The 23,040-nt window shown below is 45.8% G+C and carries 22 protein-coding genes; 9 read left to right on the top strand and 13 right to left on the bottom strand.

All coding sequences use genetic code 11. The annotated features are described in order from the left end of the window. Positions 1-146: 146 nt before the first annotated feature. From H6F77_RS22055 to nfi, 3 genes are all read right to left on the bottom strand, one after another. On the bottom strand, positions 147-695 hold the full coding sequence (locus tag H6F77_RS22055) for an FHA domain-containing protein (RefSeq protein WP_190491079.1): 549 nt from the start codon (positions 693-695) through the stop codon (positions 147-149). A 446-nt stretch (positions 696-1,141) separates the two neighbouring features. Further along, positions 1,142-1,903 carry an FHA domain-containing protein gene (locus H6F77_RS27490; RefSeq protein WP_199321483.1) on the bottom strand — a complete coding sequence of 254 codons (762 nt, stop codon included), beginning with the start codon at positions 1,901-1,903 and terminating at the stop codon, positions 1,142-1,144. Between the two features lie 315 nt (positions 1,904-2,218). Next, the gene (gene nfi / locus H6F77_RS22045) at positions 2,219-2,878 is read right to left on the bottom strand and encodes a deoxyribonuclease V (protein WP_190491078.1); all 660 of its coding nucleotides are present in this window, start codon (positions 2,876-2,878) and stop codon (positions 2,219-2,221) included. A 255-nt stretch (positions 2,879-3,133) separates the two neighbouring features. Between nfi and H6F77_RS22040 the strand changes: the two genes are divergently transcribed. After that, positions 3,134-3,955, top strand: a complete 822-nt coding sequence (locus tag H6F77_RS22040) for a prohibitin family protein (RefSeq protein WP_190491077.1) — start codon at positions 3,134-3,136, stop codon at positions 3,953-3,955. A 40-nt stretch (positions 3,956-3,995) separates the two neighbouring features. Here the strand turns inward: H6F77_RS22040 and H6F77_RS28045 are convergent, their stop codons facing one another. Together H6F77_RS28045 and H6F77_RS22030 are read right to left on the bottom strand one after the other, a co-directional pair. Beyond that, entirely contained in the window at positions 3,996-4,454 is a 459-nt protein-coding gene (locus H6F77_RS28045) for a pentapeptide repeat-containing protein (RefSeq protein WP_190491076.1), read from the bottom strand. A 93-nt stretch (positions 4,455-4,547) separates the two neighbouring features. After that, entirely contained in the window at positions 4,548-4,997 is a 450-nt protein-coding gene (locus H6F77_RS22030; protein WP_190491075.1) for a pentapeptide repeat-containing protein, read from the bottom strand. A 254-nt stretch (positions 4,998-5,251) separates the two neighbouring features. Here H6F77_RS22030 and H6F77_RS22025 point away from each other — a divergent pair, with 254 nt between their 5' ends. Then, positions 5,252-5,563, top strand: coding sequence for a Rieske (2Fe-2S) protein (locus H6F77_RS22025; protein ID WP_190491074.1), 312 nt, complete (start codon positions 5,252-5,254; stop codon positions 5,561-5,563). A 120-nt stretch (positions 5,564-5,683) separates the two neighbouring features. Here H6F77_RS22025 and ispD read toward each other — a convergent pair whose 3' ends face one another. Together ispD and H6F77_RS22015 are read right to left on the bottom strand one after the other, a co-directional pair. Then, positions 5,684-6,370 (bottom strand): 2-C-methyl-D-erythritol 4-phosphate cytidylyltransferase, encoded by a 687-nt coding sequence (gene ispD, locus H6F77_RS22020; protein WP_190491093.1) that lies wholly within the window; start codon positions 6,368-6,370, stop codon positions 5,684-5,686. A gap of 139 nt (positions 6,371-6,509) precedes the next feature. Continuing rightward, positions 6,510-6,791, bottom strand: a complete 282-nt coding sequence (locus tag H6F77_RS22015) for a helix-turn-helix domain-containing protein (protein ID WP_190491073.1) — start codon at positions 6,789-6,791, stop codon at positions 6,510-6,512. A 125-nt stretch (positions 6,792-6,916) separates the two neighbouring features. Here H6F77_RS22015 and H6F77_RS22010 point away from each other — a divergent pair, with 125 nt between their 5' ends. The 3 genes from H6F77_RS22010 (at position 6,917) to H6F77_RS22000 (ending at position 9,180) form a co-directional block, all read left to right on the top strand. Then, the gene (locus H6F77_RS22010) at positions 6,917-7,390 is read left to right on the top strand and encodes a hypothetical protein (protein ID WP_190491072.1); all 474 of its coding nucleotides are present in this window, start codon (positions 6,917-6,919) and stop codon (positions 7,388-7,390) included. A gap of 256 nt (positions 7,391-7,646) precedes the next feature. Continuing rightward, a complete protein-coding gene (locus tag H6F77_RS22005; protein WP_190491071.1) occupies positions 7,647-8,603 on the top strand; it encodes a glycosyltransferase family 9 protein in 957 nt (318 codons plus the stop codon). Further along, positions 8,596-9,180 (top strand): D-glycero-alpha-D-manno-heptose-1,7-bisphosphate 7-phosphatase, encoded by a 585-nt coding sequence (locus H6F77_RS22000; RefSeq protein ID WP_190491070.1) that lies wholly within the window; start codon positions 8,596-8,598, stop codon positions 9,178-9,180. Before H6F77_RS22005 ends, H6F77_RS22000 begins: the two co-directional genes overlap by 8 nt. 112 nt (positions 9,181-9,292) lie before the next feature. Here the strand turns inward: H6F77_RS22000 and H6F77_RS21995 are convergent, their stop codons facing one another. Further along, on the bottom strand, positions 9,293-9,787 hold the full coding sequence (locus H6F77_RS21995) for a CRR6 family NdhI maturation factor (protein ID WP_190491069.1): 495 nt from the start codon (positions 9,785-9,787) through the stop codon (positions 9,293-9,295). A gap of 109 nt (positions 9,788-9,896) precedes the next feature. Here H6F77_RS21995 and H6F77_RS21990 point away from each other — a divergent pair, with 109 nt between their 5' ends. Continuing rightward, positions 9,897-10,343: a Fur family transcriptional regulator gene (locus tag H6F77_RS21990; protein ID WP_190491068.1), complete on the top strand. Its 447-nt coding sequence runs from the start codon at positions 9,897-9,899 to the stop codon at positions 10,341-10,343. 114 nt (positions 10,344-10,457) lie between these two features. On the opposite strand, the gene H6F77_RS28035 is transcribed toward H6F77_RS21990, so the two are convergent. Then, on the bottom strand, positions 10,458-13,751 hold the full coding sequence (locus H6F77_RS28035) for an NACHT domain-containing protein (protein WP_242022441.1): 3,294 nt from the start codon (positions 13,749-13,751) through the stop codon (positions 10,458-10,460). A 441-nt stretch (positions 13,752-14,192) separates the two neighbouring features. Between H6F77_RS28035 and H6F77_RS21980 the strand changes: the two genes are divergently transcribed. After that, positions 14,193-16,091 (top strand): hypothetical protein, encoded by a 1,899-nt coding sequence (locus H6F77_RS21980; protein ID WP_190491067.1) that lies wholly within the window; start codon positions 14,193-14,195, stop codon positions 16,089-16,091. 109 nt (positions 16,092-16,200) lie between these two features. On the opposite strand, the gene H6F77_RS21975 is transcribed toward H6F77_RS21980, so the two are convergent. Further along, positions 16,201-16,716 carry a peptidoglycan-binding domain-containing protein gene (locus H6F77_RS21975; RefSeq protein WP_190491066.1) on the bottom strand — a complete coding sequence of 172 codons (516 nt, stop codon included), beginning with the start codon at positions 16,714-16,716 and terminating at the stop codon, positions 16,201-16,203. A 406-nt stretch (positions 16,717-17,122) separates the two neighbouring features. Here H6F77_RS21975 and H6F77_RS21970 point away from each other — a divergent pair, with 406 nt between their 5' ends. Next, positions 17,123-18,874: a DUF3685 domain-containing protein gene (locus tag H6F77_RS21970; protein WP_199321481.1), complete on the top strand. Its 1,752-nt coding sequence runs from the start codon at positions 17,123-17,125 to the stop codon at positions 18,872-18,874. A 191-nt stretch (positions 18,875-19,065) separates the two neighbouring features. Here H6F77_RS21970 and H6F77_RS21965 read toward each other — a convergent pair whose 3' ends face one another. The 3 genes from H6F77_RS21965 to H6F77_RS21955 form a co-directional block, all read right to left on the bottom strand. Then, the gene (locus H6F77_RS21965; RefSeq protein WP_190491065.1) at positions 19,066-19,476 is read right to left on the bottom strand and encodes a hypothetical protein; all 411 of its coding nucleotides are present in this window, start codon (positions 19,474-19,476) and stop codon (positions 19,066-19,068) included. A 226-nt stretch (positions 19,477-19,702) separates the two neighbouring features. After that, positions 19,703-20,494, bottom strand: a complete 792-nt coding sequence (locus H6F77_RS21960) for a type 1 glutamine amidotransferase (RefSeq protein WP_190491064.1) — start codon at positions 20,492-20,494, stop codon at positions 19,703-19,705. Between the two features lie 210 nt (positions 20,495-20,704). Further along, on the bottom strand, positions 20,705-22,048 hold the full coding sequence (locus tag H6F77_RS21955; protein ID WP_190491063.1) for a MurT ligase domain-containing protein: 1,344 nt from the start codon (positions 22,046-22,048) through the stop codon (positions 20,705-20,707). A 185-nt stretch (positions 22,049-22,233) separates the two neighbouring features. Between H6F77_RS21955 and H6F77_RS21950 the strand changes: the two genes are divergently transcribed. Further along, complete coding sequence (locus H6F77_RS21950) at positions 22,234-22,944, top strand: RNA ligase (protein WP_190491062.1); 711 nt, start codon at positions 22,234-22,236, stop codon at positions 22,942-22,944. The last annotated feature ends 96 nt before the right edge of the window (positions 22,945-23,040 follow it).

Genomic DNA, 23,040 nt, shown 5'->3' with positions numbered 1-23,040 from the left:
TTGTTAGGGCTGAGGGGAAGAGGCGGAGTCGGGAGTGGGGGTAAATGATGAATTATGAATGCTGCATTTGGGGAACTACCCTTTTCATAATTCACAATTGGGGAATTTATATTTATTTTTATCGCTCGCCCCTCCAACACGAACTATTAAGGGCTTGCGGGAGCCATTAAAATACTTGCTGCCGCTGCTAGAGATGTGCCACACCAAGGACACCCTGAATTCACCAGCGCATAGGGCGAACTTTTACCGCATTTGTGATTGGGGCACTGCAAACCATAAGCCGGGGCAACTGGGGCTAACGGCTGGTTAATACCCCGCCCTTGATATTGCGGCATTACAATTGTTGCAGGAATGCCATTAGAGGCAAGAGTTACAGCAAGAACTTTAAGTTCCATTTGTCCTAAATAAATAGTGCTACCCTGTCGCAAGGGGGCTTCGCCTTTGATAATGTTTTTCCCATCTACCATCGGCGGATTGCTTTCGCGCAGGTTCCGCAAGAAAAAGCAGCCTTGCTGCTGGTTAAAAAAGATTTCTACGTGCAGCCCGGATACTGTTGGTTCGGGCAGAATAATATCGCATCGGGCTGGATCGCGACCAATCCGTACAGTTCCAGGGTATTTGCCGATCTGTTGGTCTTGGATGGTCTGTGTTTTCACCGAACGGTTCTCTGTCCACGTTAAAGTAATTTCATTCATTGCCTTTATCCCTGAATTTTTACCTAAATACTTCAGATGAGAAGTATGCTTATTAGTAGAATTACTACTGCTTAGAACAGACAATTTTGGCTGTCGAATATATTTTAATAAAATTCTGGGTTTAAAACTAAATTTAGCGACATAATATTACATGATAAATTTTACTTAAAGTTTTCAGAGCTAGATGATTAAGGAAATTTACTTTGCCGAAGCAAGAAGAGGGGCGATCGCTCCTCTGTGAATCGTCTACTGGTTAGGATTGGTATTTGGTTTCTCCCTCCCAGCTGCAACCCATTAAGACCTATATCAATAGTCTTCACTGATAGCAAAGGAAACTCCGTAAAACTACGCAATTTTTCTAAAACCTAGTACAGCCCCAGATAGCGTTTGTAGTAGAAATGCGAGCTATAGCGCGTCTCTACTACAAATATCTCCCCATCTCGCTACTAGCCGCTAGGATTCATTAAAACTTTTGCTGCTGCGGCTAGGGACGTGCCACACTTCGTACACCACAAATCCCGCTTATATGGTGATACGTGATGGCAGTGGGGGCACATTGAGCCGTAAACGCCGCTAGCCTCCGACTGTGGGGGAAGGGTTGGCAATGGCTGCGTGGGTTGAGAAGCATTTGCTTCTCGATCGACCTCGCTAGAAGTTTGTTCTGCTTTTTCTCTAAAAGCTTGGGCATTTTTATCCCTAAACTGGTGCGCTAGTTGCTGTAACTGCTGGAAGTAATCTGTGTCTATAATTTCAGCAACCAGTTGAGAGGTTTTATTTTCATCAATATCTATTTTCATCAATTCTAAAGGATGATTAACTGCCAAGTTTTCAGATGGCTTGTGTGGCATCACAATCGTGGGTTCAACTCTACTAGCCCCCACAGAAACCGCCGCAACTTTAATCTCTACTTGTCCTAAATAAATGCAGCTACCCTCCTTTAAGGGGGCTTGATCTTGGATGATACTTCGTTCATCTACTACAGGTGGATTAGTTGGTCGTAGATTCCGCAAGAAAAAGCAGTGCTGCTGCTGATTAAAAAAGATTTCTACGTGCAGACCGGATACTGTTGGGTCGCTGATAATAATGTCACACTGAGCTGGATCTCGACCGAGCCGAAATGTGCCAGTAAATTTGCTAGGCTGTTTGTCGTTAAGTTTCTCAATTCTTGTAATCTTGTTTTCTGTCCACGTTAAAGTTAGTTCAGGCATCTTTATAAACCTACACATTTAAGAAATTAATTTAAATAGGGGAACTAACTATAATTTTATTTAGATTAATAAACATAAAAATATAATTTAAGGCAGGTCAAAATTTACTAAAACATAGACACAAATTACTAGATTACGCGCTAAATACTTATAATAATATTGATATTTTCAAGGGATGAAGAAAGAAGAAGTTGCTGATTTATCTTTTATTGTAATCTCACTTCTTAGCTGCTGTAATAAGTCAGGTTACAAGTTTTTATCAGCAACACGAATTCCTCTTTACCCTAATTACCAGGTGCTTAGATGCGAAGCAGTTTATCCAGATGCTAATTTGTCGGCAATGCGGGTTGTTTCTGGCAGACGATATTTCGGCGTACAGCGCAAAACATAATCAATTGCTGTCGGTAAGCTAACTCGATGGCCGCTTGAGACATACACTGGCTTAACGCCGTTGCGAGTTCGCAAGACAGCACCAATTATTTCGCCACGATGCCGCATTGGTTTCCATTCCCCGCGCTCGTTCGGCAATTCCCCATGCTGTCCAATTAGCCAAGATTTAGCTACACCAATGGTAGGAACATCTGCTAGCAATCCCAAATGGCAAGCCAAACCAAACCTGCGGGGATGAGCGATTCCCTGACCATCACATAATATCAAATCAGGCGTGATGCTGACTTTTTCTAGGGCATCCAGGACGGCTGGAATTTCTCGGAATGAGAGAAATCCAGGAACGTAGGGAAACGTTGTGGGACGACGAGCGATCGCGCTCTCTTTCAACTCTAATTCTGGAAAACTCAAAACCGCTACTGCTGCACGCGATATCGAACCCGACTCCTCAAACCCTACATCCACACCAGCAACGTAATTTACTGTTCCCAACCGATCTTCTGTTATTACCTCTGGGCTAAGTTGTTGCTGTATGGCGATCGCTTCCTCTGCTGTTAACGGCCATTCATGACGTTGGTTAATTTTCATTACTAAACGTAATCCTCCGTATTAATTACTTCCCTTAATTTCGATAACTAAACCTTTCAACCCTCCCCTCTATTTTTCATTTTTAACGCTGAATTTTTAATCTCTAAATTTAACTAAAATTTCCAATAAGTTGGCTTGACAACTTCTTTTAATTATAGTTTAATATAAGAGTATTGACAGGCACGGGCATGATGCCCGTGCCTTATCTTTTTTATCCAAATATTAGGCGCAGCATAGAAAAGCGTTAAAAATAGTATGAAATCAAATAATGGTCTTTATGTTGTGAGCATTCTTGCTCTATTGCTATTACTACTAGGTATTTTCTTCAAGCCGTTCGTAATAGTCAACGCTGGAGAACGCGGGGTCGTAATGGAGTTTGGTAAAGTGCAAGCTCAAGTACTGGGAGAAGGGATACACCCAATTATTCCAATCGTAAATTCAGTACAAAAGTTAAGCGTGCGCGTGCAAAAAGAACAAATTCCGGCGAAGTCGGCGTCTAAAGATCTCCAAGACGTATACACCGATGTCGCGCTCAACTGGCACATCGTTCCAGAGAAAGCAAATGCCCTTTTCCAACAAATTGGTGACGCCAACGAAGTTGTCCAGAGGATTATCAATCCAGCAGTTGAAGAAGTGTTAAAAGCGGTGATGGCAAGATACACTGCTGAGGAAATTATTACAAAACGGGGAGAAGTAAAAGCAGGCGTAGATGAGGCATTAACGTCACGGTTAGTTAACTACAATATTGGGGTAGATGATATTTCGCTAGTAAGCGTTCACTTTAGCGATCGCTTTAGCGAAGCAGTGGAAGCGAAACAGATAGCAGAACAAGATGCAAAACGTTCAGAATTTGTAGCGTTGAAAGCGATAAAAGAGGCAGAAGCTGAAGTTAACCGTGCCAAAGGACAAGCAGAAGCGCAAAGATTGCAGCGCGAAACATTGACACCAGTGCTACTGCAAAAGCAAGCGATAGAAAAATGGGATGGGCATTTCCCTACCGTTTTGGGGGGAAATGGTGCGTTACCGTTTATCAATCTCGATGCTGCAAAATTACCGCTTAAAGTTGATAACCAATAAAAGATAGTTGTAGGGTGGGCAATACCACCCTAACGAGAAATTATATAGTCCAGTTTTCTCCATTGGGGAGAGTGGTGTCACACAAAATAACATCAGCAATTCTGGGATTATCGATTCCTCCAGGCAAATCAATTCTGGCTTGACTCAAGTCAACACCAGTCAAATTAGCTCCAACCAGATGGGGTTCGTTCCCAAAGATAGCTTCTCGGACACAAGCATCAGTCAAATTAGCTCCACTCAAGGTACAGTCTTGCAGCCTCGCACGACTGAGATTTGCCTCAGTCAAGTTGGCATTATTCAGTCCACTGTAAGCGAGGAAAGCACCACTAAGGTTAGCCCCACTCAAATTAGCTCCTTCCCATTCCGTACTCTCAAGATCGGCGTTACTCAAATTGATCCCACTCAGATCGCAATCACTGAAATCGAGCCAGCGCAAGAAGACTCCAGAGAAATCTCTTTCTCCAGCAGCATATCTTCTGAGCAATTCTTCTTTATCCATAATTCAACACCTCAAACAATTAACAACGCAAATAATACTTCTAAAATATAGTTTTAGGGTGGGCAATACCACCCTAATGAGGAATTATATAGTCTAGTTTTCTCCATTGGGGAGAGTGGTATCACACAAAATAGCATTATCAATTCTGGGGTTATCGATTCCTCCAGGCAAATCAATCACGGCTTGGCTCAAATCAACACCAGTCAAATTAGCTCTTTTCAGATGGGGTTCATTCCCAAATAGAGTTCCTCGGACACAAGCATCAGTCAAATTAGCTCCACTCAACGCACAGTCTTGCAGCCTCGCACGGCTGAGATTGGCCTCAGTCAAGTTGGCATTATTCAGCCCACTGTAAGCGAGGAAAGCGCCACTAAGGTTAGCCTCACTCAAATCAGCTCCTTCCCATTCCGTACTCTCAAGATCGGCATTACTCAAATTGATCCCACTCAAATCGCAATCGCTGAAATCGAGTCCGCGCAGGGAGACTCCAGAGAAATCTCTTTCCCCAGCAGCATATCTTCTGAGCAATTCTTCTCTATCCATAATTCAACGCTTCAAACAATTAACAACGTTAATAATACTTCACCCCAAATATGGTCAAATATACTCAAACCCCCAACCCCAATAAACATCAACATAACCCAGGCATAAGAACAGTAGAGAAATGTCAAAATTCTCTGACGTTCCTCAATATATTCAAAAATTAAAATTTTTAATAACACAACGGGGGTGGATAATAAATCATGCGATCGCGCTTGTTATATTAATCCCAGTGGCGAACAGCAGGAGTATTTCTCATGTCAAATATGGTCAAGATTGCAATGACAAGCGATCTATCGCCGGGAACGGGAACGACGATAGAAATGGAAGATCAGAGCATAGCCTTATTTAACGTAGAAGGTAATTTTTATGCGATCGCCGACACCTGCACGCACCGAGGCGGATCGTTAGGCGAAGGTAGGCTAAATGGAGACATCGTTACCTGCCCAAAACACGGCGCACATTTCAATGTTAAAACTGGCGAAGTAACTTTTCCTCCAGCGCGCTTCGGAGTGAAAACTTTTCCCGTAACAATTGAGGGAGATGACGTGCTTATAACCTTAGATTAGACCCCCCTTAATCCCCCCTTATCAAGGGGGGAAAAACTTGAAATCTTGCCCCCTCCCCGAACTCGCGGGGAGGGCTGGGGAGGGGTCATTCATGGATTTTTGCAAAAGGTCTATTGAGTTTCAAATTCCCTGTCGCTGGCGTAGAATAAATTCTGCGATCGCTAAATCTACAGGCGTTGTTATTTTTAAATTAGTCTCCTCACCCTCTACAATCCGCACGGGCAAATCGCATTTTTCAAACAAAGCCGCATCGTCTGTAACTTCCCAAGCGTTATCCCGACCTCGATCGTGACATTGCTTCAACAAATTGACATCAAATCCCTGCGGTGTCTGCGCCGCCCATAGATAATTCCGATCCGGCGTACTGTTAATTAACCCAGCCTTATCGACAATTTTGATAGTGTCCTTCACGGGCACAGCAGCAATTAAACCAGGACAATCCATAATTGCCAAGGCACACCTGTCGAGCAAATCTGGTGTTGCCAGACACCTCGCGCCGTCGTGAATCAACACTCTATCGGCGGCGGCTGGTAATGCCTGCAAGCCGTTGTAAACAGATTCTTGGCGCGTTGCGCCACCTGTAACAAGCTGCACTGGCTTAGTTAGAGATACCTCAGCGAGGATATCCTTTAAATCTGATTCGTCGTCTGGTTGGCAGATGATGCCAATCCAGGCGATGTGACGCGAGGCGTTGGCGGCGGCTAGAGTCCAAGCAATTAAAGGCTTGCCTAGTAAAGTTAGGAGCAGTTTATTGCGATCGCTCCCCATGCGCCGTCCCATGCCTGCTGCTGGAATTAATAAATGCACTTCGTTGTTCGTTTTTCGTTGTTCATCGTTCATTGTAAGCAGGCTGCGTACCGTGAAACTTAGCCCCGGCTTAGTTTGTCAACGCTTATTTTTTAGTTTTTAGCAGGAGGGATGCGATCGCATCCCTCCCCGCGCCGCACTACTCCAAGCCAACGCTAGGCGCTGGCGGGCCAAAGTCATCGGGTAGCTGGTCAAGAGCTATACCCAAGGCACGACATAATGCCTTCATCTGGGGAATCGTCAGTTCTGGCTCATCCTCCCCACTCTCCCACCTACTGATAACCGACTGATTTAGCGTTTTTTGCCTTGTTTTGTCGGGAATTCGCTTCGCCAGTTCTGTCTGTGTTAAACCAACAGCTTCCCGCAGCCGCCGCAACACTGGCATATTTTCTGGGTTTTCCTTGAGTTTCTTTCTAGGCATAGTCACATTTATATCCGCTTACGCATTGACAAATGCAACTTCTATGCGTATACTCATAGATAGGTGCAAGACAAAAAGACAGCTTTACTTCCCGCCTTGGGTGCATCAAGACTGTCTTTTCCTCAGTGTCTTATCTGACTGTAGTCAATCAGCGTCTCCAATTCCCAGTTCCTGGTATGGCACATCCGAAATCAACGAAAAGTAAACCTCAACAAGATCTTACCCTTGGCAGCTTAATTTACACAGGGTTATGGAATCTGACAAAAAGAGACGCCGCAGAAGCTTTGGGAATATCTATTAGCCGCATTGCCAAACAACCCAACTGCCTTTGGAATTGCGTCTGCATAGTATTTGTTGACGATAGCGGGAAGAAGCGCAGTCGATTTTTCAGCTACCGGATGTTTGCCTGCTGGCAGAAAGCAGTAGAAAGAATAATTAAGAAATGCCTAGACCTTTATGAATTAGAGCCAGTAGCAACCATTATTTACCGCGACCTGAGTAAATATAAGTACAAGCGGCCAGAAGTAAGGAATGCTATCTGGGACACATTGCTCAACAGACAAAAATTTTTGAGCAGTGTGGGGACAATTCCTGCGTGATATTTGCTGAGCTGGTTTTAAACGTAAAACTAAATTTCTAAACATCAGTAGTCGCTAGGGTTTTGCCATGCAAAATCGAAATGGGCGGCGCGGGTGGCGACTGCTGAAAGCTTAGCAGCTCTCTAAAAGCCGAGAATCGGATAAGAGTTGCTTGAGACTTTCGGGGCGAATTTACGAAATTGAGCATAGTCTACCTCTTTATGGAAAACTGAGGACATCCTACAATTAAGCTGACAAGTAAGCTGAATCAATAGCGATGCGAATACTGGCCCTTGTTCCTGGCGGAATAGGAGATCAAATTCTATTCTTCCCGACCCTAGATGACCTGAAGCGGTATTATCCTGATGCCCAAATTGATGTCGTTGCGGAACCCAGGGCAAAGGGAGCCTACCGGGTCTGCAAGTCTGTTAGTGATGTTATTACCTATGACTTTAAAGACCGCAACGGGCTGGCGGATTGGGGTAATTTACTAGGAGTAATCCGCGATCGCGAGTACGATATCGCTCTCTCCTTGGGGCGAAGTTGGTTAGTGGGTCTACTCCTCTGGCTAACTGGTATTCCCACCCGGATTGGTTATGCTGGCGCTGGTAAGCTTTTTCTCACCAACCCAGTACCCCTGAAACCCGAGCAGTATGCCGCCCACATGTACCACGACCTGCTGCAAGGTTTAGACGTTAACTCACCTTGCCCCCCCCTAGCCGTCACCCTCCCCAAAAAAGATATCGACTGGGCTGAAGCTGAAAAGAAGCGGCTGGGAATTCAAGACGGCTACGTTATGATTCATGGCGGATCTAGCGCCCTGGCTCAGGCTAAAGGGATTGATAAAATCTACCCTGCCAAAAAATGGCAGCAGATTATTCAAGACATCCAAGAGCGACAGCCCAATCTGCCCATTACGATTCTCAAAGGCCCGGAGGATGGGGCATTTGTCAGCGAGTTGATGCAGTCAATACCCAACCTAAATGTGACATCGCCGCCGGACATTGGCAAGTTGGCGGCGATGATAGCAGGTGCCAATTTGATGCTGTGTACTGATAGTGCGCCAATGCATCTGGCTCTAGCCGTCGGGACGTACACGATCGCCTTATTTGGCCCTACCAACGCCGACAAATTGCTGCAAAAGAGCGATCGCGCCGTTGGCCTGCAATCCCCCACCCGTTGGATCGCAGACATCCCGCCCGCAGACGTTTTAGAGCAAATTTGGCGTGGCTAAACCTGCTGTATTTCTCGATCGCGATGGCGTCCTTAATGTGGAAGCAGGTTACATACACCGCGTAGAGGATTTACACCTCATACCCGGTGTAGCTCAGGCTGTACGCAAGTTAAACGACCTGGGGCTATTTTGCTGTCTGGTTTCCAACCAGTCTGGCCCTGCACGCGGTTACTACCCAGCCAGCCATGTGGACGCCCTCAACCAGCGTCTTTGCAACTTGCTACAAGCAGAAGCCGGGGCAAAGTTAGATGCACTCTACTACTGCCCTTATCTCAGTCCACCAGAAGGAGGAACTAATCCAGCATTTACTCGTTGGAGTACCTGGCGAAAGCCTAATACAGGGATGCTTGTGGCAGCAGCTTGGGATCGCGATCTAGACCTTAGCCGCAGTTTTATGGTTGGTGATAAGGCAACCGATGTGGATATGGCGCACAACGCTGGCTGCGTCGGTATTTTGGTGCAGACTGGCTTTGGCTTGGAGGTACTGGGCGGCAAGTACCAGCACCACACGCAACCAGACTATATTGCCCCAGATTTAGCGGCTGCTGTGGAGTGGATTTTACAGCATCAGGATTAAGCTTCTTAAGGTTCGATGGGTTAGGCTGTCGCTAACCCACCGAACCAAAAAAATTGTCTATTAATTCTTACTAGCGATTTAAACCTCCAACCTGGTTTCGCCACCTCATTTTTTATTCTGAGGATCTCTGAGAACTAATTAACTCAAAAAAGGCATCATCGATTTCGTAACCCAATAGCTGAGTCATTGATTTGAGCCTAGATTGACTGGGAATTCCCATCTCCTGCATCCAGTCACTCAAGATAAAAACCTTCTTCATAACGAAAATTTCCAGAGCTTCTGGATTGTACTGGATGCCTTCTTTGGGGCTAAACTGGTGCGGCACGAGCATAGCTACATAGCGGGCGAGTTCGCCCGCTTTCCAATCGAGCAAAAACGGCAACCAGGGATATTTGGCATCTAGACGAATAAACCACAAGCGCACTTCGGGGATTTCTGAGAGTTCGCGGGGGTCTGAGGGTTCGCGCGGATAGTCTATTGAAAAACTAAGCTGCTGCTCTTGGGAGGCGATCGCCCCAGAGTGCTTTAGCTTGTCGATCTCTGTTTGCACTGGCGACAAATCCAAATTATGCAGGCAATCAGAATTGAGCGTGATGGCGATCGTCATACCAATAAGGTAGGTTTAAGAAATCTAAGCTAAAATTGTTATGAGTTCGGGTTAGCTTGTCAACACCCCAACCTGAGTTAGTTAGGGATTTTTATTTGAACGATAAATTATGCAAAAAGAAGCAGCAGAAAGCAAACCTATTAGATCTTTAGAGGATGCAATAAATCGGTGTCAGGCTCAAGGTATGCGTTTGAGCCGTCAGCGTCGTTTCATTCTGGAACTGCTCTGGCAAGAAAAAGAACACCTATCTGCGCGAGAAATTTACGACCGATTGAATCAGCAAGGAAAAGATATCGGTCACACTTCAGTGTACCAGAATTTAGAAGCGCTATCTTGTCAGGGGATTATTGAGTGTATTGAGCGTTCGGATGGACGATTGTACGGCAACATCAGCGACACTCACAGCCACGTCAATTGCTTAGATACAAAACAAATTTTGGATGTTTACGTGCAACTTCCGCAAGATTTGATCGAGCAAATTGAGCAACAAACCGGAGTGCGGATAACGGACTATCAAATTGACTTTTACGGCTATCGTTTGCCTGAAAGCAATTAGCTAAATTAGCCATTGGTTAGTTAATAGTTTGTTAGAAAAAAGTAAGGAGTTATGAGTTTAAAATTATTTAAACTTCTACCTCTTAAACGACCAATATAAAGTAACAATTAACAGCTACAAGTTGCCAGAGTCTTGATTTTCTACAAGAGTTGGATCGAGGCTGGGATAGTTGTAAGGCTCATCAGGCAATAGTAGTTTACCGTTGTCGGAACTTTCTATCCTAATCGTTGGAGCGCTTGCTTCTTCGTCCTCGAAATCAACGGGCAAGATAGCTTCGCCTTCGGCGATCGCAATCCGAGATAGGGTTGATTTAAAGTCTGTATTTACAAGGCCGTTCTCTACAAAAGAAGTATTTTCTTCTCCACTGCTGGTAAGACGAGAGAAATATAGTCGGTTGTAAGTGTTAAACTCTTCTAGAGAAAAAATAGCTCCGTTTAAAGAAGCAAAATCTCTGGTTTCTTCATCTAACTGCGCTTGAAATAGGCAGGCATTGCGTACTTGGCTCAAAGTTAGATTCGCTCCTTGGAGATTAGCACCTGAAAGGTCAGCCCCTTCTAGCCATGCTCCGGAGAGATTAGCTCCCTGCAAGCAGGCACCGACAAGATTTGCTCTAGACAAATTGGCTTCTTGGAGGTTCGCAGACACGAAATTTGTTTCGATTAACTCAGCAGCAGACAAATTGGCTTGCCAGAGGTTGGCAGAAGCTAGCATAGCGCGATTCAAACAGGCTCCAGCTAGCTGCAAAGACATCAGACTACTCCGCGCCGTCTGCCAAAAAGCAGTTGGAGACAGTACAGCGGTGCGACCGATTAAAGTTAGCAATAAGTTGGGATCGAACTCACCAGTTAGGGAAGGATTCCCGCAAGGCCAGAAGGGAGCCTTCGCTTCTCTGGCGATCGCGCACAGCAATACAAATACATTTATTCCAACAGCTGCATCGACTTGTAAGGTATTTAGTAAATTGCCTCGTGCTTGCAACCGCGATTGCTCTTGGTGAGCGATTCCCGTATCTAGCCAGCGCCCTCGACCGTAAGATTTATAGAAACTATTTAAGCGTTCAAAAAGAACTAAAAAGGAAAATTCCTGCGGGTGACGCACCGCCTCCCGGCGCAATCGCTCGATTGTAAGTTCTACTATTTCTGGGGACAGCAAACCATAACCGAGCAAGGCGTAAATGTGTGAAGCTAAGTTGGTTGGCGAGTCTATAACAAAGCCAACTTCGCCATACTGCAAAGGAATTTGTTGAGTCAGCAATTTTAGCTGGGAAGCTATTTCCTCAGCACAAATATATTCTCCTAGATTTGGGTGAGAGAACTGGATGCAATTTTGGCTTCTAGATTCTGGGTTATGGCGAATATCCTCTTTTACAAAATCAGCCTTGCTGAAGAAAAAAGCTGGCAGGTCGGCATCGCCAGAAAGTAGACTTTTCAGGGCTGATTGAGGTATATAGTGGTTTCCGCCTTGAAGAATGGCTCTTGCGGCGGCTTGCATTTGGTGGCGGAGGGTTTGGGGGGTGCGACCATCAAGGAGATTGGCGATCGCTTCTGGACTGCGACAAGCATGAGCCAGACCGTCTTTGACCACTAAGGGTCTAGTGCCACTTTCATCCTCATCGCCCTTAATTAGCCATCGACAAATGCGATCGTAAATTTCAAATTTGGCTTGAGAGGGAGAGATGCGAAAAATGCTGCTGTCAATCAAGCCGTCTCGATGTAAAAAACCTAGCAATACTAATATCAGAGGCATCCGAGCGAGGGCAGCCACATCATCCATTTGGGGCGATTTGCGAAATACTCCGCCTTGTTTCAAAAAGGAAAAATAGGTTTGGGCAATGGATTTAGATTGCAGCTTCGACCACTGCTTAAACCACTGCTTAAACTCATCTTGATCTAAGGATTGGATCGCAATTCGGCGTAAATAAGGCGAATGGCGAATTGTGAAGTGTAAGGGAGAATTTCCATCACCGCTGCGGGTAGTAAGAATAATTTTGTGACGGGGAGTATCCTGGGCCTGAAACCGCACGAGCTGGTCAAGGAAAGCCTCAACATAACGCCCTGTCTGGGGAGAATGGGGCATTTCATCAAGGCCATCGAGGATGAGCAAACAAGGGGGGTGCGCTGTGGAAAGCCAGCCATCGCGATCGCTGAAGCGAGCAATGGGAAAAGCGTTGTCTAGAGTATGTTCTAGCGATCGCCCTAATGGAGCATCGCGCAATCGGATCGATATCGGCATCCAGTTGGGATAAAGCTCCATTGCGACGCGGGCAGCAAACATCTGGCAGAAACTGGTCTTGCCACAGCCAGGGGGCGCTTCAATAACAGCGATAGTGGTCGTATCTGCCAATTGAGCGATCGCCCAATCCATTAAATCAACTGGTTCACCAGATTGGCGATCGAGCCTATCTGGTACTGCTCTGAGAATAAACGGTAATGGAAACTGGGAACTGGGAATTTCCAATTCCCGTTTATCCTCTCGCCCCTTAAGAGAAACGTATAAATCTTTCAGGGCAAATGGTTCTCCCAAAAGCGGGGAAGAAAGGGATTTAATCAGCGAAGCCCTGTAGCGTTCGCGGTGCAGGTTGAGAGGAAAGGTTTTATTCGCTGAGTTTGAGGATGATGGTAACTCAGAATTGCTAGCGAACGGGTTGAGGTACTCAAAACTGCTGTCGTTAATATTTACAACAGGGGGCGCATCTCTAAAAGTTGCTAAATTTCCTAAGCGGGCAAACTTTTGCAGTTGTGCCAGAGGCAGGGCATTAGAGGCGATCGCATCTGTGAGATAACCAGGTAGTGAGTGGCTTAAGCGTTGTATCAGCAATCTGGCTTCAATTTCCTCTGCACCATTGGCAACAAACCAAGCGATCCCCGTGCTGTTCATCTGCTGCACCAAAAATGAAGAACCCATCAGAGTAAGGGCTTGCTCGGCCTGAGAGTCGCTCAGCCGTCCGGGGCGCAGGGTTTGGCAAAGATGCTGCAACTGCGGGTCATTAAGAGGTTGGCCTGCTTCTGTCCCAGCTGCAAGCATCGCTCTGTTCAGCCAAGGTCTTCTCAATTGAGATTCTTGCTCTAAAATCCCTTGTAAGGCATTTAGGTAAGCGACTTGAAAAGTCAGCCATGTTCCTTCATTACGCCTCAAGGGCTTTTTCCGGCTCAGGACGTGCAGCAACCAGACACTCAGGGTGGACATTGGCTCTGCCCATTTCCAGGCCGCCCCCAAGGGCAGTTCCAAAACTTCTGCCAAGGCACTAATATCCAAAGGAGTCAGGCTCTTGCTTGCCATGTCTTGGGCAATGCGAAAGGCAACACCAGCTAATCGGGCATCTTGTGGAGGCAGGGGTGCCGCCTGCCGTTCCAGTTGAGCCAGTTCAATTTGTCGCTCTGCCAGCCATTGGCGAATGCTCAGACTCATTCCACCTCAATCATAGGAAAATGCTCTCTATGGTCATTTTAGGCACTCTTATCGGGCAACGGGTTAGCCTGCTTGCCTGGGAAGTCAGGACTTACGCCTAAAAAACCAAGCTGTGAAGCAAAACTATTACCTTTGGGGGTAGATAGCCACCCGAAAAGCGGATATCTTCGCGCTACGGTTAGCGTAAGTTTTTAGAGTATGAATGTATAGCACATACCCTAAAGTAGTTGTCTAGAGTTGTACCTTTGTCAGTGTCAGCCATTGTTGACAAAAGCTATCGGCTTTTGACGCAGGCTTGATGGCTAATGACAAATAACTGCCTACCCACACCCACCTACCATGACTCACTAATCGCTTCAACTCAAACGAAGCTAATAATTCAAACCTCACACACAGCTAAGAAATCAAAAATTTATTGCATCCAGAGAGTTAAGCGCATCCGTGGACAAAAGACAATTGCACCGCTCCCTTGTTCGATTACCCCTCCCGTTTCGCAAGCGACTCGGGCGGAAACTGGTCATCCGGCCAGTAACGGACGCAAATATATATAAGACCGCCATACAAAGCTCCGCTGAAGAAACTACTAGGGAAAAAGAGACGGAAGCGCCCCTTGCGAAAACGCCCCCTAAAAAGGCTAGCGGCACTTTGAAATGGTCGCTGGTGTGGCTGAGTATTGCCCTGATTTTGGCTGGAACGGGCGTTGTAGGTGGTTTATTGCTGACAACGCTGCCACCGCCACCCGATTGCCAGAAGATATCGCCCTTAGCGGCTGATGGTGAGCGACTGCAATGTGCCCAGCAGGCAGCTGCATCTGGCAAATTAGAAGCCTTGGTGGGGGCGATCGCTTTAGTTAGCGGTTGGCCTGAAACTCATCCCCTGTACCCAGAGGCTCAACGGCTGATGGGGGAATGGTCTAGTAGCATTCTGGCGATCGCGCAGCAGAAAATCAACCAGGGGGATTTGCAAGGCGCGATCGCTGTTAGCCGCAAAATTCCCGTCCGTAGCCCTCTTTATCCAGAAGCACAAGCCAAACTCGCCGACTGGCAGCAAGACTGGAAGCGGGGCGAGAAAATTACTAGCGAAGTTTATCAAGCGATGAAAGCGCAACAGTGGCTAACTGCCTCGCAGAAGGCACAGGCTCTATTGGGCATGAATATCAGCTACTGGCGCGATACTAAGCTGAATCAACTTATGCAGCAGATGGCAGAGGAAAAACTGGCTTGGCAGCAACTCGAAGAGGCACGGGATTTGGCTGAGTCTAATACTCCGGCACAGTTGCAACAGGCGATCGCTATGGTCGGTAAAATAAAGCCCAAAAGCTATGCTAGCTCGCTGGCACAAGCTGAAAGGAACAACTGGAGTCGTGCAATCGTAAAAATCGCGGCAGAACGGTTTAAAGAGCAAGATTTTCCCGGTGTCCTTGTAGTACTTCAAAGCGTTCCTGCTGATACGTCGGTATACAAAGAAGCTCAAGACTGGGTTCGGCTGACTCGCGCCACATCTGCTGCCAAGGATGATTCTCTAGTGGCATTGATTGATGCTACTACAGAGGTACGTCAGATCGGGTCGCAAAGCCCGCTATACAAGCAAGCCTTGAGTCAGAAAGCTCTGTGGCAGTCTCAGTTACAAGACCAGATCAAGCTGCAATTTGCCAGTGCTATTGCCAGTATCGATCAACCTTTGACCTTACAGCTGGCCATTGAGCAGGCTCAGACAATAGCGCTCAAACAGCCCAAGCGTATACTAGCCCAAACCCATATTGCCTCTTGGCGCAAGTCAATTCACCAAATTGAAGATCGTGCCGTTTTAGCACAGGCTAACCTTCTGGCTGGGCCGGGGACAATTGATAGTTTGAAGGCCGCTGTTGCCCAAGCAAGTAAGATCGAGAGCGATAGACCTTTGGGAGCAGACGCACAAGCTGCGATCGCGCTTTGGAATCGGCAGATTGAAACCATAGAAGACAAGCCCATCCTAGAGCTGGCAAAGGGTTTGGCCGCTCAAGGAAATTTGCTTGCTGCAATTCAAGCAGCCCGACAGGTTAAACAGCAAAGAGCGCTGTATTCAGAGGCACAGGCAGCAGTTAGTGAATGGGTTGGCCAAATTCAAATTGTTGAGGACCGACCTATTTTAGAAAAAGCCGCCAATCTAGCCGCTGAAGGCAGCCTCATCGCAGCCATTCAGACTGCTTACAGTATTACCGCCGGGAGGCCACTATATAACGAAGCCCAAGCCGCGATCGCTCGCTGGCAATCGCAGCTAGATGCTGTCGATGCCGCTCGAAAAGCTCTCGCCGGGACATCGCCCTATGATACTCAGTCTCAAGCGATCGATCCCTTGTAGCGAGGCCAAATTCCTTATTTTCTAGTTAAAGGGTATGGGGTGAGTAGGAGAATGTATTTCAACCACCCCACTCCTCGATCCCCTGTTAAATTGCGTTAGTTCTACCGTCCTACTGCGCGACATTTTGCTGCGGGATACTTTTTAAAGCTAATCCTCGCTTTGCCCTTAAGACCATAGCCTCCCAAGTTTGACGCCCAATCGCACCATCGGCGCTTAAATTTAGAGATTCTTGAAATAATTTGACGGCTTGGCGAGTCTGCGGGCCATATACGCCATCAACTGGGCCATCATATAGTTTTTGTTGTTGCAAATAAGCCTGAATTTCCATTACAGTAGCTCCTTTACTGCCATATTTAAGAATAGGAGCTTGGTCTGGAGAATATCGGCTCAATGGATTGGTAGATGGAGTTGTCGGGGCGTTTTCATTAGCAGGCTGTATCATCCCACCCTCATTCAACTGGGGATTTATGGGAGTCACCCTATTATTTGGTTGACTCGCCACCCCAGGATTGGGAATGGTACCCTCAGCATTTGCACGTACTCCACCGAAGAGTAGCGAAGTCAGGGAAAGGGCGGAGAGGATGCCCAGCGACATCACAGTTGATTTAACAAATTTGTCTAACATAAGCTAAATTTCCTTTCTCAAGAAGTAGCAAATTTTTGCTTGCGTACAGCTATAATTTTTTGCTCCCTAACGTGGTGAATTTCGGTAGGGTAAACGAGTGTGGCTTCTTTGCCTTAGTAGTGGATCTCGATTTTAAAAAGATTAAAGTTTACGGACTTTATTAACCAATCTTCAGCTTAGATAAGGCATGGAATATTAACATTGCTCTCAGGTCAGAGTTTGTAGTAGAGATATCTATAACCTGAGAAAGACAAGGTAGGAATTATAGGATTTTGCAGGTAATTAGTAGTAAGGTTGTTGTTTTTGTTGTAGAACAACAGAAGAATTTTTTATATATCGCAGCAAGAAATCGCCAAATACTTAGTAACCTATTAAGCAGGGTTTAAGTATAAATTAGGTTTTTGTGATGAGCGATCGCGCAACACCTCCCCCATTGGCTACTCGCCCCTTGAAAATTATCTCGATCGATGATGACCCCATTTTCCTGCTCGGACTCCGCACAGCGCTTGAGTCATTTCCCGACTTGCAAGTAGTCGCTAGTGCTGATAATGGTGTAGCGGCGTTGCAGATTCTCGCCCCTCTTATGGGTACAGAAGACGCCATCGACCTAGTAATTCTGGAACTGGGATTGTGTCGCGCCTCTGGGGAGTTTGCAGGTTTGCAGCTTTGCCAGGAACTGAAAGCCTACTACCCCAACTTGCCAATATTTCTACTCAGCGGGTTCGAGGAAGCGCCGCAACTGGCGGCAGCAAGGCAAACTGGCGTTGAAGGCTATTGCGCCAAAGGTACTGCTATCTCGGTCATAGTAACGGCTCTTCGCGCTGTGGCGGGCGGGCAAACCTACTGGAATATCGAATTTGCAGACGCCCAAAACCTCCACACATACCAAACGCAAACCTCTCGCCGCGACAAGCTGGGCGACTCTGGGCGGCGACAAATTGATAATACCCTTACCGAATTAACAGCCCAACTGCAAAACCCCAATCTTTCGACGCTAGAGTGGTTTATCCTTGCAGGACGATGCCGAGAACTTCGGGCGGCGCGTTGGCTGGTGAATCAGTTGTTACCAGAGGCTAGAGGCAGCAGCAGAAGGATTGTCGGTCGTAGGTTGTCAGAGGATATGGGGACGCGCGGAGAACCTACTCCTGCACCTTTGTTTCTAAGGGCTAGCCCCTCGCCTGCAATTGAGCTGAGAACTGAAAATTTTTTTGACGCCACCCTAAATAAGCTTAATTTCGGCCTGGAAAACTTCACGGGCGTGGCGATGGAAATTGATATTCTTCGGGATGAGAGAAAACGGGAACTGCTTTATCTAATTTTGGATAAATTAAAGAATGTATTGGATGAGTTGCGCTTTTCCCAGGTACAGCCGAGCAGGATACTCTCCAAGCGATCGCTTATTTTGCAAGACTTGTGGCAGTCGTCAACTACTGATTTTTTTGGCAAATATTACACGCTACAAGTAGGAAAGCGTGAATTAGATTTAGTTAATACTTTGCTGCAAGATGCTGATATCGTCCAGAAGGAAATTTTGGATAAAATACCTTTGGTTGGGGAATTTATTGGTTATTGCTTGTTTCAAAATAGTTTAATAATTGATAATGCTTCTTACGCATATGGAACGCCGGAAGCGATCGCCAGAGCAGAAGCACTACTAGAAAACTTAGTAATTGAAATTGCTAATGGTGTTATACAACCACTGCTGAATAAATTTGCTGATGTAGAAGAAATTAAGCAAAGCTTTTACGACCATAGGTTACTTTCATCGCGAGAAATTGCGCGTTTTCGGAATAATTTATCTTGGAAATATCGCTTAGAGGCGTATATTAATGAGCCAACAGCGATCTTTGAAAGTAAGTATAATTTGTTTGTATTAAATGGCAGCGGTATCGTTAAAATCTCTATCTACGCTCCCCGGACGGGGGAATTAGAGCAGCTTACTGGTATTCAGGTGGCTGTTACGCTGATACTAGAGATAAGGGATGCGATCGCGCCTCGTCTGCGTTCAACTGTCACTTTTCTCGGTAGCGGCGTTGTTTATCTATTAACGCAAGTAATAGGTAGAGGTATTGGTTTAATTGGACGCGGTATTATTCAAGGCATCGGTAATTCTTTGCAAGAAACTCGCTATGGAAAAAATAGCGAACGTCCAAAGTAGCAATAAGTCTGGGTTAACCAAATAGCAGATAGCTATAGTGTTGAAATAAAAGTAGAAAGCCTGTGGAAATATAGCAATAACCAGCGCCGCCTATGATTTTTATAATTCACTATATTTACCGCAGGCTTTTAGATACACATATAAACCCAGTTGAACCAGCCTAGTTAGCACCACTGAAATTTAAGCGACACTTAGCGAATAGTTAATTTGAAAGTGTATGCGGGACTCGTTAGTTTGTAAGGTTGCGCGACTATAACTTTATAATCGCCCGTTGATATCGCCGAGAAAGTAATATCTTGCGGGTCTGGGATTGCTTTTCCGCTAGGCTCAACAAAGGTGAAGCCGGAAAGCCCTGAATCGTCACTATTACCGACCCGCGTTCCCCGCCAAGTCACATCTGCTATTATTGTTTGACCTTTGCGGGCGCGAAAGATGTACGTGTCTTTTTTGCCCAGGGGAACCGACCCCCGAATGGTAGTAGATGTACTTCCTCGCGAGAACTGTACGCGCTGGTTGACTTTGTTTATTGGCTCGGCTGAAACTTGTACGGTGGTTAGCCCCAGTAACGCGATCCCTAGAATACAATTGTAAGGTTTAATCATGGCGCGATCTCTCTTATTATTTTTAGTGGGGCTTCCTTCAACTTAACCCACTATCCAATCACTGTCTATAGGTTATTTGTGCAGTTGGATGAATTCCCCAAATAAAAGTTATTTGAATAAGCGATCGCGGTCGCTCATAAAAAAATTGCACCCATAGCCAAGTCCAGGCTTTTTGGCAATGAATTATGAACTATGAACAATTAACAGCATTCAAGGCGCGATCGCTTCAACTAGGAACTGGCAAATTAACACCCAACTTTTTAAACATCGCTGACCGCGCCTGCGTTGCTAAAGAATCATCCAGCTTTTGTAGCGATATATCAGTTTGATATTTTTCGGCTAATGCTGTTTGAATTAACCAATCGGCAATAAAGGGATTTTTGGGTAATAATGGGCCGTGAGAATAAGTAGCGATCGCATTTCTATAAAACGCGCCTTCCATCCCATCTTCCCCATTATTCCCATAACCGCTAACCACGCGACCAAGCGGTTCTACTTTCCCTAAATAAGTCCTACCGCCGTGATTTTCAAAACCAATAACCACAGGTGCAGTTCCCAGCATTTTTTTCAAATCTTCCGCTAATCGCGACGCTGTTATCTCGAAAACAACATTACCGATACAACGCCGCGCATCTTCACCCGGATGCTTACTTACAAAATCCAATAAACCCAATCCCTCAATCCGCTGACCTAAAGCTGGTTCATAATAATTTCCCAACAGTTGCGGCGAACCACAGGTAAAAACTCCCGGCGTTCCAGCTTCAATTTTATCGCGGATTGCTTCTGCTTTAGCTCCACGCAAATCGCGCATGACAATTTCTTGCTGTCTGTCTTGTGCGCCGCCGCCGACTAATATATCAACTTTGCGAATATCATCTACGGGTGTTTCTTGGTCGAGAGACATCGTATTTACTTGAATCCCCCGCCATTGAGCGCGTTGCCGCAAGCATATCACATTGCCGCGATCGCCGTAGGTACTCATTAGCGTCGGATACAGCCAACCAATTGTTAATTCCATCTGTTTTTTCTCTTAGTTATAAGTTGGCGATTTCAATCGCGCCTACACAGACAAAACCCGCGCAGGCGGGTTTTAAATTTAAAAAATTCCATGCACTGGAGTGCGCTGGCGATTGAAATTGTACCTGCAATCCCAAAACCCGCCTGCGGGGACTTTTTTTTGTAGCCGCAAATTACATTCGCCGGGTTTATTTGCATCGGATTTGCTAAGTTACAAAATCTGCCTTCCAGTCAACAATCCGCGCACTTCTAACATTGCTGAATATGTGGGAAGAATGTGGAGAGTTTCATCAGCGGGTGTGTGTTCTAAAGCCACTGCGATCGCTTCTTGCAAATCTTCTTTTACAATCAATTTCAAGCTACTATTTTCGTCCATGCTATAGCGTATTCTTAAAGCCATATCATAGACGCGATCGCCGCTGACTACAACAGTCCCCCCTTTCTCTACTAATTTCTCAGTATCCACATCCCAAATCCAGGATACATCTGTACCGTCCGGCGTCCTGTCATTCAACACCAGCAGTTTTGTGCTTCCACCTTGCTGATTAACTGCGCGGATAGTTTCATTGAGTGCTACCGGATTTTTTGATAATAAAATCCGCACTTTCTTCCCGCCTACTGTCAATTCCTCAGCGCGTCCGTAAGCAGCCTGGAAATTTTTAATTGTGTCTAGAATCTTATCAAGATCAACCCCTATTTCCTTCGCCGCTAATACAGCAGCTAGGGTGTTGTACTTGTTGTAAATTCCGATAAGAACTTGCGGCCATTCTCGACTTTCAATATCGAGTTTTCCCCTATGAAAACCACAGCTGGGACACTTATAATCTCCCTGGTGGGAGAGGTAGACGCCCTGATAATCGAGAGAGTGTCCGCAGCTGGGGCAATAAATAGAATCTACCGCATGGGGAATTTCATCTAGATAAGCTTCAGGTTCATTTAATCCGAAGCACAATACCCGCTGGTTTAGCTGCTGACCCAAATACGATAAGGTAGGGTCATCGGCGTTCACAACTACCACTGTTTCTGGCGGTAAAGGCGCGATCGCTTTCTGCCAACGCCGACTAATTGTATCAACTTCCCCATATCTGTCCAACTGGTCGCGGAACAAATTTAAGCACAAAATGTAGCACCGGGGACACCCTTCGCCTACTACCTGCGGCAAAACCAGAGGCACAATATTCTCATCTACCTCCAGAATCGCGTAATCCGCTTCTAGACTCCCCACCAGATTGGTATTTTCCAGCAGCGCCGTCATCAAGCCATTTATCAGATTCGCACCAGCAGCGTTGTGCGCCACCCGCCATCCCTGATTTTCTAACATGGTGCGTAGCAGAAGGGATGTCGTCGTTTTACCGTTCGTCCCCGCAATAAAAATTACGCCGCGTTTGACTTGACGAAACAAGAGGGGCAACAATTTTGGCTGAATTCTTCCCGCAATTTGCCCTGGTAAGACGCTAGCCGCACCCAACTTTAATAGTCGCACTAGGGACGTTACTGTGTGTGCCGTCCCCACTGCCAATCCCAGCCGCAATCTGTCTGCAAGTGATATCCTCAAGTTCCACACTCCTGCCCAAACGCTAGTTTTCAGCGTCTTTACTGCTATCTACTGACTCGGCGATCGCTCGTCAGCATTTTACCGCAACTCGCTCTACCCATATTGCCACCTGTGAGTAAAATTACCCACGACAAATTTATGTAATATATTAGTAGTATAATCAGGCTACAGCTAATATCTGGTTTATGGAACTTATTGAATATCTAACTAAGCACGGCTTAAACCGTCTTACAGAAGAATATTTTATTAAAGTCAAAAGGCATACTGTTTATCCCAATCTAGTCTTGCTTAGTTATGATTTCCTCAACTCGCCCCTTAGTGAAAAGGTAGTGCAGCAATGTAGAGGGATTATCTTAGATGAAGATCAAAATTGGTCTATCATCTCCTATCCCTTTGATAAGTTCTTTAACTACGGCGAACCTAATGCCGCTACGATAGATTGGTCTACAGCCAAAGTCTATGAAAAGCTTGATGGTTCCTTAGTTGTATTGTATTTTAATCCTTATTCTTCTAAGTGGGAAATTTCTACTTCAGGTAGCCCCGATGCTGAGGGGGTTATTAACAGTTACAACAACCTCACGTTCAACAAGCTGTTTTGGCAGACATGGAACTCTTTGGGTTATCAGTTACCCGAAGATGTGGATTGCTGTTTCATGTTTGAATTACTCACGCCTTACAATATTGTTATCGTCCGTCCTAAAGTATCGGCTATTGTTTTACATGGGGTTAGAAACCTTCCTAGCTTAAAAGAGGATAACCCAGAGATATTTGCTGCTAAATATGATTGGGAATGCGTACAACGTTTTGATTTAAGTTCTTGGGAAGATGTATTAGCTGCTTCTAGTAATTTAGATCCTTTAGCATCAGAAGGATACATCGCAATACTTCTCGGTTAAGCCCAAAATCAGGTAAATTAACTGTTGTCCCCTAACAGGCGGTCGTAAAATCGGTGCATCTCAGAGAATTCTCGTTTATATCTCCGGTCATAGAAG

The organism is Microcoleus sp. FACHB-831, assembly GCF_014695585.1.
GTDB lineage: Bacteria > Cyanobacteriota > Cyanobacteriia > Cyanobacteriales > FACHB-T130 > FACHB-831.
The sequence above is the reverse complement of the archived record's forward strand: the minus strand, read 5'-3'. Positions and strand labels throughout refer to the sequence as shown.

Bases quoted from the DNA above. Each gene is read 5' to 3' on its own strand.
- H6F77_RS21995 (WP_190491069.1), bottom strand. From the start codon at position 9,787: ATGACGATCGCCATCACGCTCAATTCTGATTGCCTGCATAATTTGGAT.
- H6F77_RS22030 (WP_190491075.1), bottom strand. From the start codon at position 4,997: ATGGATAGAGAAGAATTGCTCAGAAGATATGCTGCTGGGGAAAGAGAT.
- H6F77_RS28035 (WP_242022441.1), bottom strand. From the start codon at position 13,751: ATGAGTCTGAGCATTCGCCAATGGCTGGCAGAGCGACAAATTGAACTG.
- H6F77_RS28045 (WP_190491076.1), bottom strand. From the start codon at position 4,454: ATGGATAAAGAAGAATTGCTCAGAAGATATGCTGCTGGAGAAAGAGAT.
- H6F77_RS27490 (WP_199321483.1), bottom strand. From the start codon at position 1,903: ATGCCTGAACTAACTTTAACGTGGACAGAAAACAAGATTACAAGAATT.
- H6F77_RS22005 (WP_190491071.1), top strand. From the start codon at position 7,647: ATGCGAATACTGGCCCTTGTTCCTGGCGGAATAGGAGATCAAATTCTA.
- H6F77_RS21990 (WP_190491068.1), top strand. From the start codon at position 9,897: ATGCAAAAAGAAGCAGCAGAAAGCAAACCTATTAGATCTTTAGAGGAT.
- H6F77_RS22040 (WP_190491077.1), top strand. From the start codon at position 3,134: ATGAAATCAAATAATGGTCTTTATGTTGTGAGCATTCTTGCTCTATTG.
- H6F77_RS22015 (WP_190491073.1), bottom strand. From the start codon at position 6,791: ATGCCTAGAAAGAAACTCAAGGAAAACCCAGAAAATATGCCAGTGTTG.
- H6F77_RS21950 (WP_190491062.1), top strand. From the start codon at position 22,234: ATGGAACTTATTGAATATCTAACTAAGCACGGCTTAAACCGTCTTACA.
- H6F77_RS21960 (WP_190491064.1), bottom strand. From the start codon at position 20,494: ATGGAATTAACAATTGGTTGGCTGTATCCGACGCTAATGAGTACCTAC.
- H6F77_RS22055 (WP_190491079.1), bottom strand. From the start codon at position 695: ATGAATGAAATTACTTTAACGTGGACAGAGAACCGTTCGGTGAAAACA.
- H6F77_RS21965 (WP_190491065.1), bottom strand. From the start codon at position 19,476: ATGATTAAACCTTACAATTGTATTCTAGGGATCGCGTTACTGGGGCTA.
- H6F77_RS22025 (WP_190491074.1), top strand. From the start codon at position 5,252: ATGTCAAATATGGTCAAGATTGCAATGACAAGCGATCTATCGCCGGGA.
- H6F77_RS21970 (WP_199321481.1), top strand. From the start codon at position 17,123: ATGAGCGATCGCGCAACACCTCCCCCATTGGCTACTCGCCCCTTGAAA.
- nfi (WP_190491078.1), bottom strand. From the start codon at position 2,878: ATGAAAATTAACCAACGTCATGAATGGCCGTTAACAGCAGAGGAAGCG.
- H6F77_RS21975 (WP_190491066.1), bottom strand. From the start codon at position 16,716: ATGTTAGACAAATTTGTTAAATCAACTGTGATGTCGCTGGGCATCCTC.